The sequence below is a fragment of the Hyphomonas sp. genome, from assembly GCF_013823385.1.
Taxonomy (GTDB): Bacteria; Pseudomonadota; Alphaproteobacteria; order Caulobacterales; family Hyphomonadaceae; genus Hyphomonas.
The window spans coordinates 138,434-152,396 of record NZ_PNMA01000006.1 but is presented as its reverse complement, the minus strand read 5'-3'; the positions used below and the strand labels follow the sequence as shown (position 1 = coordinate 152,396).

The window sequence follows — 13,963 nt, the reverse complement described above, 5'->3', positions numbered from 1 at the left end:
TTCCCGGCATTGCGCCATGATTCATGCCGCCCATGTCGCAGGATTTGCCGCTGGCTGCCGCGAGCGCCATGGCCGTCTCATGCATCTTACCCATGCAGGCGTCATGCAGGCCTTTCGGCGCGTCGAGCGAGCACATCGCTTCAATCCTGTAAGACTTTGATTTTGTGTCCTCAGTCAGAAGGAAATGGACGCGCTCGCCAGCTGCGAAAGCAGACAAGTCAACACCTTTGGCGGCCTTGAAGTCCATCGTCATGGCATCCCAGTCGAGGGCGGCGATAGGCGTGTGATCGATCGTGGCTTTGGAAGCTTTGACGTCGAGGGCAGTCACCGTGCCTTCGCCCATCGGCAAGCCGCAATGGTCTGAGTGCTGCATCGCGGCACCTGAAGTGTCGCCTTCAAGCGCAAAGGCTTGCGAAGCTGCAAGCACAGCGGCAGCGGCGAGAATTGAGTGGGAGAGCTTCATTTGGAAGAGTCCTTGAATTGAATGATTGTTGAGCGGGCGCGGGGCGCTCACGCTGAACGGATGAAACAGGCTGGGCGGCCGCGAGGCACGCACAGTGTCATCGCAGGATCAATTCTGCAGGCGGACTTTCAGTGTGACGGGAGACGATCGAGGTCGGGGCGGCCCTATATCTGGTTCTATCTTAAGATCGGCGAGCCTGAACAGGCTGTCTGATTTCAGTTCCGGAATCGGCGGAAGAAACGCGACGTCTGCGGGAAATCCACTAACCGCCTTCAGCGACGCGTCGCCGGGCAGCGCAACGGTCACACAATGGGTGCAATCGCGGACCGGAACTTCAGACCCCTTATTGCAGTGCTGGTCCTTCGACAGATCATTTGCAGCAGTGTGGTGGTTGTGGGCTGAAGGTGCGGAAACGGCAATGTCTGGTCCCGCCAGCGCGCCTGCCACCGCTGCACAAGCACACACCGCATGCCCGCCGCCCAGCACGAGCAGCGTAAGGACAATGATTGCGTTGCGAAGCGAACCCATCATGGAGCGTTGACCAATTGAAACTAAGAGGCTATCTATACCCCATAGAGGTATATGTCAAATGCATCATTCCCCGTCTAAATCCGTTGTAACCCGGCTGAAGAGAATCGAGGGGCAGGTGCGCGGTGTCTCCGGCATGGTCGAAGACGGCCGCTACTGTATCGACATCCTGACGCAGCTCCAGGCGATCAAGGCGGCGCTCGGAAAGGTTGAAGACGAACTCCTGAAGAACCACGCCGCGCACTGCGTGGAAGAGGCCATCCGGGATGGAGATGTCGAGAGCCAGAGGCAGAAGTTTTCTGAGCTGGTCGATCTGTTTGGGAAGTATCGTGGCTGACGCGTTTTCTTTAGCAAACCTTAGGCGGGTGATGTCAGCGCAACTGGCCCTTGAGGCGGCCGAGCAGGGCGGTTAGCCTTTGAAAATGACCCAGAACCCCTTCCGGTACTTCAAAACGTCCCCCGAGATCATCCAGCTTGGTGTGCTGCTGTATATCCGGTTTCCGCTGTCACTGCGTAATGTCGAAGACCTCCTCCATGAACGTGGCATCGATGTCTGCCACGAAAGTGTCCGCCTCTGGGTCGATCGATTTGGACCATACTTCGCCAACAAGATCCGCAAACGGAGATCTGAAGCGATGCGTCAGGTCCCGCAATGGCGCTGGCATCTGGATGAGGTGTTCGTGAAAATTCGAGGCGAGACGCACTACCTCTGGCGCGCAGTCGATCATGAGGGCGAAGTGCTCGAGGCCTATGTCACGAAGAAGCGGGACAAGGCTGCAGCCTTGAAATTCCTCAAAAAAGCGATGAAGCGGTATGGCAAACCTGAGGTTATCGTCACTGACAAACTTCGCTCCTATGGCGCGGCAATGAAGGAGATCGGGAACGTACATCGCCGCGAGACGGGTCGTCATCTCAATAATCGCGCTGAGAATTCTCATCAGCCTTTCCGCCGACGAGAGCGGGTGATGTCGCGCTTTCGGCGTATACGAAGTTTGCAGAAGTTCGCTTCAGCGCATTCGTCTGTGCACAACCATTTCAATCATCAGAGAAATATCGAAGGGAGAGCCAGGTTCAAATCGTTACGAGATGCCGCCCTTCGCGAATGGCGTGAACTTCTTGTTGCCTGACACCTGCTCGTGCGCGAATTTCGGAGACGGGTTCGCATTCGTCTGACAGCACCCATTCCTCCGTACACAACCACTTCAATCTCGAAAGGCATCTCTACTCCCGGACAAACTTCAAGGCCCGCCGTGATGCCGCGCTGCGCGAATGGCGGGATCTCCTTGTTGCTTGACACCCGCTCGCGTGCGAATTTCGGAGACTGGTTCGAGTTAGTCTGACACCACCCACCAACGGCTGAGAAGGTAGTGACCCTCCTCTGACAACAGGCGGCGGATTGTCTTGCTCATCTTAACTGATCGATGCGGACAGTCAACAATTTGACAAATGTAAAATAGATGCATATATGGGCAGCAAGCCGCTATCAGGAACCGCGACCATGTCCGCAAGATCCGCCGATCCCAGATTCAGCAGGAGCCGTGCAGCCCTGATCGGGGCCGTGGCGGACCTCGTGCGGGAAAAGCCCGTTGAGGACGTGTCGATCACGCAGATTGCCAATTCGGCGGGTGTCACGCGGCCGACTTTCTATCAGCATTTCGAGAATGTCCCCGCAGCCACACGGGCCGCCGCGCTCAGCCGCCTGGCGGATGCCTATCCGCGTGTGGCACTTCCCGCCACGGCCACGGCCACGGATACTCGCGAGGCGCTTGAGGCGCGGGCTGCCTCCGTGCTCGAACATCTCTGGCGGGACCGGACATTCTACCGCCGGGTGATCGACGGCGCCGGCAGTGCCGATTTCTTCGACGCCCTCATGGAGATCGTCGCCGATCGCATGATGCTGCCGGCATTTCACCACAGTGTGCGGCAGACCGCTTCGGAGCGCGACCGGAAACGGGTGCTGGCGGGCGGCATCATGTGGCTCGTCGTGCGCTGGCTGAGAACAGAGCAGGGGGCCGTCCGCCCACAGACCATGGCCCGGCGTATCACTGATATCGCGATGAAAATGGGTGACGTATGAGAGATTTCAGATATGTCCGGAATGAAGGCGGCCGCAGGATGGCCGGTCTGCGCCGTGCCGGTTTCGCCGCTGCCCTCTCTCTTGCCGCCTCTCTTGGCACCTGGGGCCTGGCCGCGGCGCAGGAGGCGGAACCGGTATCGCTTGACTATTTCGCAGCACAGCAGCGCTTCCTCGACCGTTCGGATGCGATCGAGGCGGCGGGCGCAAATGTCCGCAGCAGGGAGGCTCAGGAACAATCGGTGCGGCATCTGCGCCGGCCGGATGTCGATCTTGAGGTACAGCTTCTGGAATACCAGAAAACGCTTTATCTTCCGCTCGGTTCGCTCGCGCCGGTCGCCGGGCAATTCGGCATTGCGGACCCGCTCAGATTCAAGCAGGAGATGACGGTCACGCGGCCGATCGCGACGGCGACACTTCCCCTCTATACGGGCGGGCAGATCGACGCGACGCGTGCCGGCGCGCGCGCCCAGCTGAACGCGGCGAAGGCGGAGCGGGATCTGGCTACGGACACCGGCCTTTCTCAACTGGTTCAGGCATACTATGGCCAGCAGCTCGCCGAACGCGCGCTTGGAGTCCGGCGCGATGTGCTGGCCGGGCTGGAACGCCATGTGTCAGATGTCGCGCGGCTGGAACAGGAAGGCTTCGCCAGCCGTGCCCAGCTTCTGCAGGCGGAAGTGGCGCGCGACGAGGCGGCCCGGGAATACCAGAACGCCATCGCGGCGCTGGCGACCGCGAATGCGTCTCTGGCCGGCCTGTTGCGGTCTCCTTCCGGCGTACGCCCCGTCAGCCCGCTGTTTATCATCTCCAAGCCGCTGGAACCTCTTGAGGAATTCACGGCAGTGTCTCTCAGACAGCACCCGCAATTGCGGCGGCTGGGCGCCGTCAGGGATGAGGCCGCAGCGGGCATCCGGATAGAGGAGGCGAAGCGCAAGCCGCAGGTCTATGGCTTCGCCCAGTACAATTTCGCCCCGCGCGACGCATTGCTGACGGACCCGGACTGGACGCTCGGCGTGGGATTTCGCTACAAATTCCTTTCGGGTGTCGATCGCGGCGCATCGATCGACGCAGCGCGCCAGACCGCCGCTCAGGCGCTTGCCGGCGCCCGCGAGACCGAAACGCAGATCGGCATCGGCGTGACGAAAGCCTGGTTCGAGGTGGACGCCGCGCGCAGGAGTTTCCTCCTGCTCGAAAGCGCTATTGTCTCCGCGCAGGAAAACCTCCGTCTTCAGAGCATTGCCTATCGGGAGCAGCAGGCGACTTCGCTCGATGTGGTCGATGCACAGCTTGGTATCGGCCGGGCACGCATCCAGCAGGCGCAGGCGGCATATGACTATGTGACCGCGCTTGCAGACCTTCTTTCCGTGAGCGGCCAGATGGACCGTATGGCGGATTATGTGAACCGTGCTGACAGGATCGTGCCATGAGTGACGCCAGCGAAACTGAAAATAGTCCGGTTACGGATGAATCTGAGAGCGATGTGCCGGCCTCGCCACCGGCATCCCCCGGTGAGCATACGCTGAAGAAACGGCTTGTCCCCATCGGCATTGCGGCTGGCATTGCCGCACTGCTGATCGCCGGCCTCTGGCTCAGCTACAAGCCCGTGCCGGACCAGTTGCAGGGCATGGTCGATGCCCGCGAAGTGCGCGCGGCGAGCAAGGTGACCGGCCGGATCGAGGCCTTCCATGTGGAGGAGGGCGCCTATGTCACCGTCGGCCAGATTCTCTATACAGTGGACAGTCCGGAGGTGGCCGCGCGGTCGCAGCAGGCGGGCGGCGCGCTCGCCGCCGCGCAGGCTGTCGAGAGCAAGGCGAGGGAAGGGGCGCGGCCGGAGGATATCCGCGCCGCCGAGGCCCAGTGGCGCCGGGCGAAAGCGGCGGCGGATCTTGCCCAGGTGACCTATGAGCGGATGCAGCGGCTTCATGAAGAAGGCGTCATTGCCGGGCAGAATCGGGACGAGGCCGAGGCCAATGCCGTCGCCACTAAGGAAGCCGAGCGGGCCGCGCGGGCGCAGTACGACCAGGCGCTTGCCGGCGCGCGGGAAGAGGACCGTCTGGCCGCAAGCGGGCAGGTGGAGCAGGCGCTCGGCGCCGTCGCGGAAGTCGAGGCGGCGGCGGCCGAAACCCGCGTGGTCGCGCCGGTCGATGGCGAAGTGGGGCGGCGCCTCGCCCAGATCGGGGAAATCGTTCCGCAGGGCTTTCCCGTCTTCATGATCACAGAGATCGCTGATCCATGGGTGACGGTCTATGTGCGCGAGGACCAGTTCCACGGGCTGAAACAGGGCGCCGTGTTCAGAGGCAGGGTTCCCGCGCTCGGCAATCGTGCGGCTTCGTTTCGCGTGACCTTCATCGCGCCGGCGGGCGATTTCGCCACATGGCGCGCAACCCGGCAGTCGAGCGGGTTCGACATCAAGAGCTTCGAGGTGCGCCTTTCGCCAGTGGAGGCCGTCGAGGGCCTCAGGCCGGGTATGACGGTCCTGTTCGACTGGCCGCAGTGAGGCGGGACGATGAGCGCCTTCTTCAGCGCCTTCACAAGGGAAGTCGCCTTCCTGGCGTCCAGCTTCTGGGATCGGGCGATGGTCACATGGATCCCGCTCGCGCTGATGGGCGTGCTCGCGCTGCAGCTTTCATCGGGCGTCATGCGGGACCTGCCGATTGTCGTCGTCGATCAGGACCGGACGCAGGTTTCGCGCGAACTGACTGCCGGCCTGGAAGCGGCGCCGGGGCTGACGATTGCGGCCCGCAATCCGGACATCGCAGCAGCAGAACAATTCATCCGCTCAAAGAAGGCTTATGCCATCGTCCTGATACCTGACGGGACGGGCAGGGCCGTCCAGAGGGGCGGCACGGCGCCTGTGACAGTGCTCTACAATGCGAGTTATTCGACGGCGTCCGGTGCGGCAGTGCGGGACATCAATACTGTCATTCAGAACCACTCCGCTCGGCTTGCGGCAGAGCATACGGCCGCGCTTGCGGCCGCGGGGAGCGTGCGTCCGGCCCCGGTTTCCGTGCAGAGCACGATCCTCTTCAACCCGCAGGGCAGTTATGAACTGCAGCTCATTTCCCTGCTGCATCCCGCGCTCCTGCATCTTGCCTTTATGGTTGCGGTGACGAGTGCGCTGGGGCGGGAGTTGCGTGACGGCACGATCGGGGTGTGGCTCTCCGGCTCCGGTGCGGTGGCGCTGGCGATTGCGGGGAAGGTCGCGCCTTATGTGCTGGTCTTCATGGTGTGGGGCCTTGCGGCGACCGCCTATCTTTCCGGCCTGCGCGGCTGGCCGGTATATGGCAGTGTGCTGACGATCCTGGCGGCCTATTTCCTCATGTACCTCGCCTATGCCGGCATGGCACTGCTGATCGTGGGCATCTCCCGCTCGATGATGCAATCGCTCTCGGTCACCGGGCTCTATGCAGGCGCCTCGTTTGCCTTCGCGGGCGCCATTTTCCCGATCGAGGCGGCATCGGACTTCGCCCGCTTCTGGAGCGCGATCCTTCCGTACACATGGTTCGCAAGGGTGGTTGCCGAACAATGGAGCATGGACAGCCCGTTTGCGGTTTCGCTGGCGCATCTCGGATGCATGGCGCTTTTCCTCATTCCGGGCGTCGCAATCGGACTGCCCCGCTATGTCGGCGCGGCCGCCGAGCCCTCCGTGTGGGGACGCCGATGATCCTCCGCTACTTCATTGCGACCTTCAGGGCGATCCGGTCCGACCGGCCGGCCCTGCTGCTCCTCGTCGTGTCGACTCTGCTCTATTCCTTCTTCTATCCGTCTGCCTACTCGGGCGAAGTTGCGACGCGCATGCCTGTCGCGGTTGTCGATCTCGACAATTCCGCCGCCAGCCGGTCACTCGCCCTCAAGGCCGGCGCCGTTCAGCAGGCGGAGGTCGTCGCCCATCTCCGCTCCATGCCTGAAGCGAGGGCGCTGATGCAGGATGGAAGCATTGATGCGATCGTGCTGATCCCTGCCGGCTTTGCGGATGAGGTACATCGCGGCGGGCAGGGCAGCGTCGCCCTTTATGGAAACGGCGCCTACCTTCTGCGCAGCAGCACGGCCCTCGGCGGTGTCGCCGCCGCGCTCGGCGCGGTCGGCGTGGAAGCCGCAACCGATCAGGCGCGCATGCTCGGCGCCCCTGCGGCGCAGCCGCTGACGGTGATTTCCCGGCCCCTGTTCAATACGCGAGAGGGATATGGCAGTTCGGTGGTTCCGGGCGTCGTGTTCGTGATCGTACACCAGACGCTGCTCATGGGGCTCGCCATGCTCGCGGCAACCCTGCGTGAGAAAGAAGGCTGGGTCCATGTGAGCCCGCCGGGCCTTCTCGGCATAGCGCTTGCCTTCTTTGTCCTCGGCGCGGCTCAGGTGGCGTATTTTACCGGCTTCGTTTTCTGGTTTCAGGACTATCCGAGAGCGGGAGCGGATATCTTTGCCCTGTCGGTTGCCGGGGCGCTGTTCGTATCCGCGACGGTCGCAGGCGCGCTGGCGCTTTCGAGTTTTTTCCGGAGTCGGGAACGACCGTTGCAGATATGGATACTGACCTCGCTGCCGATTTATTTCCTGTCAGGGTTGTCATGGCCCATCGAAGCGACGCCCGCACCGCTCGTTTGGCTAGGCAAGATGCTGCCGACGACACCCGGCATTAATGCCATGATCGGTCTCAACCAGATGGGGGCATCTATCGGGGACATATGGCCGGAGCTTGCGAACCTTCTGGCGCTCACGGTGGTGTATGGGCTCATCGCCGTGTTTCGCTACGGCCGGTCATCCAATCGTTTCAGGACGGCGATTCATTTGTCGCCGGTTTGACAATCGAAGTAATAGTCCGGATATTCAGGTTGCGACGGTAGTGTCAAAGGAACCGGGGTTGAGGTGGCCAAATCTGCCGAATAACCTCATGATATGACGAAATCACCTTTCCGCTACTTCAAGACATCACCCGAAATGATGATGTTAGCGGAACCGGGTCTTGAGGCGTCCGGGCAGGGCAGTTAGCCTTGAAAAATGAGCAAGAACCCCTTTCGGTAATTCAAGACGTCGCCCGAAATCACCCAACTCGCTGTCCTGATTTATGTCCGCTTCCCGCTGTCATTGCGGAACTTCGAAGACCTTCTGCATGAACGCGGGATCGACGTTTGCCATGAAGGTGTGCGCTTCTGGGTCGATCGGTTTGGCATCTACTTTGCCCGGACGATCCGCAAGCGGAGGTCAGAAGCGATGCGCCAGGTGAAGCAATGGCGCTGGCATCTGGATGAGGTCTCCGTGAAGATCCGCGGCGAGACGCACTAATTGTGGCGGGCAGTCGACCACGAAGGCGAGGTTCTGGAAGCCTATATGACGAAGAAGCGGGACAAGCCCGCAGCATTAAAATTCCTCAGGAAAGCGATGAAGCGGTATGGAAACCCTGAAGTCATCGTCACAGACAAGCTGCGATCCTATGGTGCTGCCATGAAGGAGATCGGTAATGCCGATCGTCAGGAAACAGGCCGGCACCAGAACAATCGGTCTGAGAATTCACACCTTCCGATTCGACGACGAGAGCGGGCGATGTCGCGCTTCCGGCGAATGCGAAGTCTGCAGAAGTTCGCCTCCACCCATTCCTCCGTACACAATCACTTCAATCTCGAAAGGCGTCTCTACTCCCGGTCAAACTACAAAGCCCGCCGTGACGCCGCCCTTCGCGAATGGCGGGAACTGCTTGTCGCCTGACGCCCGCTCGTCCGCGATATCCGGAGGCCGGTTCGAGTTAGTCTGACAACACCGCCACGATATCCTCATAACATTCTGATTTTAATGTTATTTGTAGGGGGGGTGATGTCAGCGGAACCGGGTCTTGAGCCAGGCGGGCAGGGCGGTTAGCCTTGGGAAATGGCCCAAAATCCGTTTCGCTACTTCAAGACATCACACGAAATCATTCAGCTCGCCGTGCTGATGTATGTCCGATTTCCGCTCTCACTTCGTAATGTCGAGGACCTGCTCCACGAGCGTGGCATTGATGTCTGTCACGAAAGTGTCCGTCTCTGGGTCGACCGCTTCGGCACATACTTCGCTCACAAAATCCGGAAACGCCGATCGGAATCGATGCGACGTAGCCCCCAATGGCAGTGGCACCTGGATGAAGTCTTCGTCAAAATCCGGGGAGAACGGTATTATCTTTGGCGCGCTGTGGATCATGAAGGGGAAGTGCTGGAATCCTATGTCACGAAGAAGCGGGACAAGGCTGCAGCATTGAAATTCCTCAAGAAAGCAATGAAACGATATGGAAATCCTAAAGTCGTGGTGACGGACAAGTGTCCATCCTACCGGGCCGCGATGAAGGCCATTGGGAATGAGAACCGCCAGGAAACTGGCCGGCATCTCAACAATCGGGCCGAGAACTCGCACCTACCTTTTCGAAGACGCGAGCGGGCGATGTCTCGTTTCAGGCGCATGCGAAGTCTGCAAAAGTTCGCTTCAGTCCATTCGTCTGTGCACAATCATTTCAACCATCAAAGAAACATCGAGGGGAGGGCCAGGTTCAAATCGCTGCGTGACGCCGCCCTTCGCGAATGGCGGGAACTTCTCGCAGCCTGAGGCCCGCTCGCGCGCGACTATCAGAGACGGGTTCGCATTCGTCTGACAGCACCGCCAGATATTTTCTGATTTGATCGGGGAAACCTTTAAAAACAATCCGGTATGGGCTGCGTTTGCGCTGCCCCTGATCGGCTGGCCTTTGGCCAGGCGCGCCTGCAAGCGAGACAGCGCTGCTTTCTCTCGCCTGCCAATCCGGTATCGGATGGAATGAAATAGTTGAGTTTACGCGTTCTGTTTAAAGACAAATACTTTGAAGATATGTTCCGAATGTTGAGACAATAGGCCGGTGTTCTATTGCATTTATGATACGTGTGGGCAGCTTTGCCCGCCGCACCCGGCCGGCATGTCAGGCGGTTCTTGAAATCTTAATCAAACGATGGTCTCTGACATTAACTATGGGGAGATCGATTCGGCATGTTCCCAAGCGACGACCAGATCGAATCCGCCAGAAATGGCGAGACTTCGACGGACAGCGATCTGCTGGTTGTTCAAGAACTGGCCCGGCGAATTGAAGCGGCGCTCCCAAGCAACAGCATCGATCGGCCAAATAACATAATAGACCTGGGCTTGGTTCGACGGCAACGTCAGCATAAAGATGGGATAGGGTCTGAACTCAATACCATATCCTGTCTGAGTTCACGCATCGGGCCACGCTACGCATTGCTTCTGGATATTTTGGGTTACAAGACTTTGGCGGACCTCTCCAAAGCCCACCCAATAGCCATATCCAGCATTCCAGGGATTGGAGAAATGCGAATACGTATCATTGCTTCGGCGATTCACAGTAATTGTATTGAAGCGCCTCTTTGGAACCAAGAGTCCTATGCCCTCTCCGAGCCAGAGCAACTATCGTTCAATTTTTGAAAACTAGCTTTAAGATAGAAAGTTACCATACCGCACCGGAAGCGGTGAGCAATATAGGCCATTGCCGGGAAACCCGCCTGGATCTGCCGGGAACACTTCATCCACATTACCTGCAACACGTGATCCGCCGCATGCGGACAGATATTCGTGCAAGAGACTGGCGGCCGTCTCAGTCAGCAGATAGTTTCCGACCCGGTGCCCGTTTCCGGCCGTGTAGCCCTTTTCAAGCCATGTTTCAAAGAAACCCATCGGCACGCTAGGACGGTGCTTCTTAGAAAGAAACTCGTTGAAGCCCTGATGAGACCCGTTGACCGCTTTCCGCAGCGCTTTGAGCGCTTTTGGGTCAACCGATCTAAACGCCGGAACGATACGCTTGCCGTTGGAAGGGCATAACGGATTGCCCGAGGTCAGCCCGAAGTACGTGTTCGCGCCCTGATGACCAATTGTTTTCGCGGCTTCAAACGCCAGAGCGATCTTCAACACGTCTGGAAGCGAGAGCGGCGTCTGCTCGTAGAGCGCTTGGATCGAGCCCGAAGACGGGAGTGAAAAACTGTCCACCACTGCCGCAAGAGATTTGTGGGCGGGGCTAATTGCAGAGTGGAGCTTCGGAAATGATCCATCAAAGAAGAAGAACCGCTTCTGGAGACTATTTGCCTTTGTGAGCTGCTCGTCGCTCAATGGATTGCTCAGTGAAGCAAGCAGAACGTCCCTGTGGCGAGCCAGGAAATCAACAAATTCAATCTTCTCGTCGAAGCCGCGGCTTGCCCTCGGATTGGGAACCGTAAACCGGGGGACTGTCGCGTACGGCGCTGACCCTTCTGGAAGGGTCCACCGCAGCAATGTCGGCGTCGCAGGTTGCGCAGTGTGATCAGCGGTTGGCATGACGAAAACCCCTTCAAGTTGAACAATAGATCAGAACGCGCGAAAGATTCAATCCCCCCAAACCCCGAAAACGCCCTTGACATTCTGAAGGGTGCTCAACCCGCAATCCGTGACGTTCCGGCCAACGGCCACATAGCCACCAAATAGGGTGATGTCGCGGAGGGGCTGACCCCATCCGACATCGCCGTCCGTCCAAACGCGCTCATGGGACGGACCTGTGCCATCGGCGGCAATGTCTCGCTCACTTCCGACACATCGAACAGGGTAAAATATTCCAATACTATCAGCTACTTAAAGCCAGATAGTGTGGACGACAGGTGCCCATTTTGGGCCTATTTAGAGGGTCGGCCTAGGCGCTGACGCGGTGTCGGTGGCGGGCCATCCGGAGACTCCCGATGTTCCACGATCCCAGTGTAAAGAATGAGACCGACAAGGCCGCTGAAGACCTCGGTGTCGTGCCTTGCGCGAAGCAGATGGTGAAAATCGAACCTTACAAGGGCGAGAAGCAGAACCTTGGCTTTGGGGGGTCGCTTGTCCAGATAGCGATCTGGTTTGCCTTCGAAATCTTCGCCCGCCTTTCTGGCAAGCCCTCGCCTGGTCAGCGCCCGCTGCTCGACTTCGGCGGATTGGGGTGGTGGCTGGTCAGCACTGCATCCCTCGTTATCTGGTTCCCCCTGCTTGTCCTGGGGGCCGGCCTGATCGAAACGGCTGGAATCTGGAACCTCATTCTTCTGCCAGTCATCTTCGTAATGCAGGTGATCTTCGTAGGGTGCTTGCGCGTGCAGCAGGTGACCTTCGCACACTATGCCGTACACGGATCGTTGTCCAAGCGCCCGTGGCTCAACAAGATTGTGGCGCAGTTTGCGACGATTGTGCCGCTTGCGCAGAACCCGGCTGAGTACCGGGCAGATCACGTTCAGAAGCATCATCGTACCCGGTTCTTTACCTCCATCCACGACCCCGACGCGGCGTTCCTGCTCCAGTTGGGCTTTCGGCCTGGAATGTCGCGCCGCCAACTGTACGCCCATCTCTGGCGCACGATCTTCTCGCCGCGCTTCCATGGGCTGTTTGCCATCGCGCGCCTCCGCTCGACGTTCGTGACTTCTGACACGGTGCATAAGATGGCAGCCGCGCTGTGGCTGATGGCGCTTCTCGGTCTGGCGTTCATCGTTCCGTGGTGGGTGTTTTTGCTCGCCGTCATCATGCCTTGGGGCCCCCTCTATCATGTTTCGTCTCTGATCCAATTTTTGACGGAACATCGTTGGGCGATGACGGAACGCGGCCCCTCGAACAGCAGCGAATACGCTGACCGTTGCGTGGGGCGTTTTTCCCTCCTGCCTGCGCCAACCGGTAAAACGGGCATCCGCCTCTGGCTCGCATGGGCTCGTTGGGGCGCACTGATGATCCCCGAGATTCTGGTGCGGCTTGGCTCCTGGGTCGGAGATCTTCCGGCGCATGACCACCACCACCTCGTCGGGCACGCCGGGCACAATCCCGAAGACTGGCCCAAGGCCATCTTTGAGCGCCAGCGCAGCATCGATGAGGGCGACCCGGCCGGACTGGCCAATCGCGAAGTCTATGGCCTGAAAGCCGCGCTTGATTGGGTCTTCGAGGGCCTGAGCGATCCGAAAGACTGACCCCACCGCCAACCCCTACTTGCCTTGAACGCCTTACCCCCAAAACCCCGAAAGGAAATCCACCATGAACTATGCAAATAACTCGAACAAATTCGCTGCGGTCCTCAATGGCAACGTGCCGGTCCCGCGTCTGCTCAATGCGTTGGCCCACACGACCGCCGGTCTCACTGCCGCGCTAGACCGGTCCGCAGTTACCTATCTCGACTATGAGAACGCCGCCGATCAGTTCCATTCAAAGATTGCCGAAGCGCCGTTCATCATTCTAAAGGCGAAGAACGGAAATCAGCTCTCCACACTTCGCGCGCAGGCCAAAGCCGAAGGTGTGCCGCACAACACCTTCATCTCGGCGATGATCGGTCCGTCTGCTGAAGAACAGCTTAAGCAGACCTATCACGCTTCCGGCGACAGCTTGGAATACTGGGCGGTTGTCCTCTATGGGCCTGCCGAGGCGATCAATCCACTCACCAAGAAATTCTCGCTCTTCAACATCAGTGTTTCGGATCAGGGAGGTTAACATGCGTTTCAATCAGCTCTCGCTTGCCGGACTTGAGCAAAGCTGGTCTGCCGCACTCGCTGCCGCGATGACTTGGATTCCCTCGTTCAGTGGCTCTTTCGACTCTCGCCTCGTACAGGTTCGGGGCCGCGACCTTCTCGCTGCGTTGATTTTGGTGGTGATGCACCGGCATGGCACAGCCGCCACAATGGAAAATGTTCGCGAGCTTATCGATGGCGAGATGTCCAAGCCGGGCTCGGTTCTTGGGGGGCTGATACACTACGAGACGCATCAGGTGCGCGATGTTTCCAAGATGTGTCTTGCCGCGCGGGGATCCTGCTTCGGCGACGCCGTTCCATTCCTGGCTCTGAACATCCAGGAAGAGCGAACCGGCGCTGTGGAGAGATTATGGCCTCCCAAAGTCATGTTGGCGGTCTAGCGCCAACATGCCGGGCGGACCG

At 59.4% G+C, this 13,963-nt stretch carries 15 protein-coding genes and 2 pseudogenes; 14 read left to right on the top strand and 3 right to left on the bottom strand.

Annotation, left to right across the window (positions count from 1 at the left end; genetic code table 11):
- On the bottom strand, positions 1-463 hold a 463-nt coding region (locus C0456_RS06125), incomplete at its 3' end, for a copper-binding protein (RefSeq protein ID WP_291049624.1).
- 108 nt (positions 464-571) lie between these two features.
- Entirely contained in the window at positions 572-994 is a 423-nt protein-coding gene (locus tag C0456_RS06120; RefSeq protein WP_162786554.1) for a hypothetical protein, read from the bottom strand.
- A 58-nt stretch (positions 995-1,052) separates the two neighbouring features.
- Here C0456_RS06120 and C0456_RS06115 point away from each other — a divergent pair, with 58 nt between their 5' ends.
- From C0456_RS06115 to C0456_RS06065, 11 genes and pseudogenes are all read left to right on the top strand, one after another.
- Positions 1,053-1,328 (top strand): metal-sensitive transcriptional regulator, encoded by a 276-nt coding sequence (locus C0456_RS06115; RefSeq protein WP_114106165.1) that lies wholly within the window; start codon positions 1,053-1,055, stop codon positions 1,326-1,328.
- 85 nt (positions 1,329-1,413) lie between these two features.
- Complete coding sequence (locus C0456_RS06110) at positions 1,414-2,118, top strand: IS6 family transposase (protein WP_114106164.1); 705 nt, start codon at positions 1,414-1,416, stop codon at positions 2,116-2,118.
- 47 nt (positions 2,119-2,165) lie between these two features.
- Positions 2,166-2,285: pseudogene (locus tag C0456_RS20890) on the top strand (IS6 family transposase); the annotation flags it as partial.
- Positions 2,286-2,489: 204 nt separating this feature from the next.
- On the top strand, positions 2,490-3,068 hold the full coding sequence (locus C0456_RS06105; RefSeq protein ID WP_162786553.1) for a TetR/AcrR family transcriptional regulator: 579 nt from the start codon (positions 2,490-2,492) through the stop codon (positions 3,066-3,068).
- The gene (locus C0456_RS06100) at positions 3,065-4,492 is read left to right on the top strand and encodes a TolC family protein (RefSeq protein WP_291049619.1); all 1,428 of its coding nucleotides are present in this window, start codon (positions 3,065-3,067) and stop codon (positions 4,490-4,492) included. The genes C0456_RS06105 and C0456_RS06100 overlap by 4 nt, the downstream gene beginning before the upstream one ends.
- Positions 4,489-5,562 (top strand): HlyD family secretion protein, encoded by a 1,074-nt coding sequence (locus tag C0456_RS06095; RefSeq protein ID WP_114106162.1) that lies wholly within the window; start codon positions 4,489-4,491, stop codon positions 5,560-5,562. The genes C0456_RS06100 and C0456_RS06095 overlap by 4 nt, the downstream gene beginning before the upstream one ends.
- Before the next feature lie 9 nt (positions 5,563-5,571).
- Positions 5,572-6,729 carry an ABC transporter permease gene (locus C0456_RS06090; protein ID WP_114106161.1) on the top strand — a complete coding sequence of 386 codons (1,158 nt, stop codon included), beginning with the start codon at positions 5,572-5,574 and terminating at the stop codon, positions 6,727-6,729.
- Positions 6,726-7,862: an ABC transporter permease gene (locus tag C0456_RS06085; RefSeq protein WP_114106160.1), complete on the top strand. Its 1,137-nt coding sequence runs from the start codon at positions 6,726-6,728 to the stop codon at positions 7,860-7,862. Before C0456_RS06090 ends, C0456_RS06085 begins: the two co-directional genes overlap by 4 nt.
- 237 nt (positions 7,863-8,099) lie before the next feature.
- Positions 8,100-8,762: pseudogene (locus C0456_RS20885) on the top strand (IS6 family transposase).
- 159 nt (positions 8,763-8,921) lie between these two features.
- Positions 8,922-9,626, top strand: coding sequence for an IS6 family transposase (locus C0456_RS06070; protein ID WP_114106159.1), 705 nt, complete (start codon positions 8,922-8,924; stop codon positions 9,624-9,626).
- A 414-nt stretch (positions 9,627-10,040) separates the two neighbouring features.
- A complete protein-coding gene (locus C0456_RS06065) occupies positions 10,041-10,490 on the top strand; it encodes a helix-hairpin-helix domain-containing protein (RefSeq protein WP_291049600.1) in 450 nt (149 codons plus the stop codon).
- A gap of 9 nt (positions 10,491-10,499) precedes the next feature.
- On the opposite strand, the gene C0456_RS06060 is transcribed toward C0456_RS06065, so the two are convergent.
- Positions 10,500-11,372, bottom strand: coding sequence for a hypothetical protein (locus C0456_RS06060; RefSeq protein ID WP_291049597.1), 873 nt, complete (start codon positions 11,370-11,372; stop codon positions 10,500-10,502).
- 395 nt (positions 11,373-11,767) lie between these two features.
- Here C0456_RS06060 and C0456_RS06055 point away from each other — a divergent pair, with 395 nt between their 5' ends.
- The 3 genes from C0456_RS06055 (at position 11,768) to C0456_RS06045 (ending at position 13,941) form a co-directional block, all read left to right on the top strand.
- Positions 11,768-13,009: a fatty acid desaturase gene (locus tag C0456_RS06055; RefSeq protein WP_291049594.1), complete on the top strand. Its 1,242-nt coding sequence runs from the start codon at positions 11,768-11,770 to the stop codon at positions 13,007-13,009.
- Between the two features lie 64 nt (positions 13,010-13,073).
- Positions 13,074-13,523 (top strand): DUF2000 domain-containing protein, encoded by a 450-nt coding sequence (locus C0456_RS06050; RefSeq protein WP_291049591.1) that lies wholly within the window; start codon positions 13,074-13,076, stop codon positions 13,521-13,523.
- Between the two features lies 1 nt (position 13,524).
- A complete protein-coding gene (locus C0456_RS06045) occupies positions 13,525-13,941 on the top strand; it encodes a hypothetical protein (RefSeq protein WP_291049588.1) in 417 nt (138 codons plus the stop codon).
- Positions 13,942-13,963 lie beyond the last annotated feature (22 nt).

Coding starts and splice junctions, on each gene's coding strand:
- C0456_RS06105 (WP_162786553.1), top strand. CDS start 2,490: ATGTCCGCAAGATCCGCCGATCCCAGATTCAGCAGGAGCCGTGCAGCC.
- C0456_RS06050 (WP_291049591.1), top strand. CDS start 13,074: ATGAACTATGCAAATAACTCGAACAAATTCGCTGCGGTCCTCAATGGC.
- C0456_RS06085 (WP_114106160.1), top strand. CDS start 6,726: ATGATCCTCCGCTACTTCATTGCGACCTTCAGGGCGATCCGGTCCGAC.
- C0456_RS06090 (WP_114106161.1), top strand. CDS start 5,572: ATGAGCGCCTTCTTCAGCGCCTTCACAAGGGAAGTCGCCTTCCTGGCG.
- C0456_RS06070 (WP_114106159.1), top strand. CDS start 8,922: ATGGCCCAAAATCCGTTTCGCTACTTCAAGACATCACACGAAATCATT.
- C0456_RS06095 (WP_114106162.1), top strand. CDS start 4,489: ATGAGTGACGCCAGCGAAACTGAAAATAGTCCGGTTACGGATGAATCT.
- C0456_RS06120 (WP_162786554.1), bottom strand. CDS start 994: ATGATGGGTTCGCTTCGCAACGCAATCATTGTCCTTACGCTGCTCGTG.
- C0456_RS06060 (WP_291049597.1), bottom strand. CDS start 11,372: ATGCCAACCGCTGATCACACTGCGCAACCTGCGACGCCGACATTGCTG.
- C0456_RS06100 (WP_291049619.1), top strand. CDS start 3,065: ATGAGAGATTTCAGATATGTCCGGAATGAAGGCGGCCGCAGGATGGCC.
- C0456_RS06110 (WP_114106164.1), top strand. CDS start 1,414: ATGACCCAGAACCCCTTCCGGTACTTCAAAACGTCCCCCGAGATCATC.
- C0456_RS06055 (WP_291049594.1), top strand. CDS start 11,768: ATGTTCCACGATCCCAGTGTAAAGAATGAGACCGACAAGGCCGCTGAA.
- C0456_RS06045 (WP_291049588.1), top strand. CDS start 13,525: ATGCGTTTCAATCAGCTCTCGCTTGCCGGACTTGAGCAAAGCTGGTCT.
- C0456_RS06065 (WP_291049600.1), top strand. CDS start 10,041: ATGTTCCCAAGCGACGACCAGATCGAATCCGCCAGAAATGGCGAGACT.
- C0456_RS06115 (WP_114106165.1), top strand. CDS start 1,053: ATGCATCATTCCCCGTCTAAATCCGTTGTAACCCGGCTGAAGAGAATC.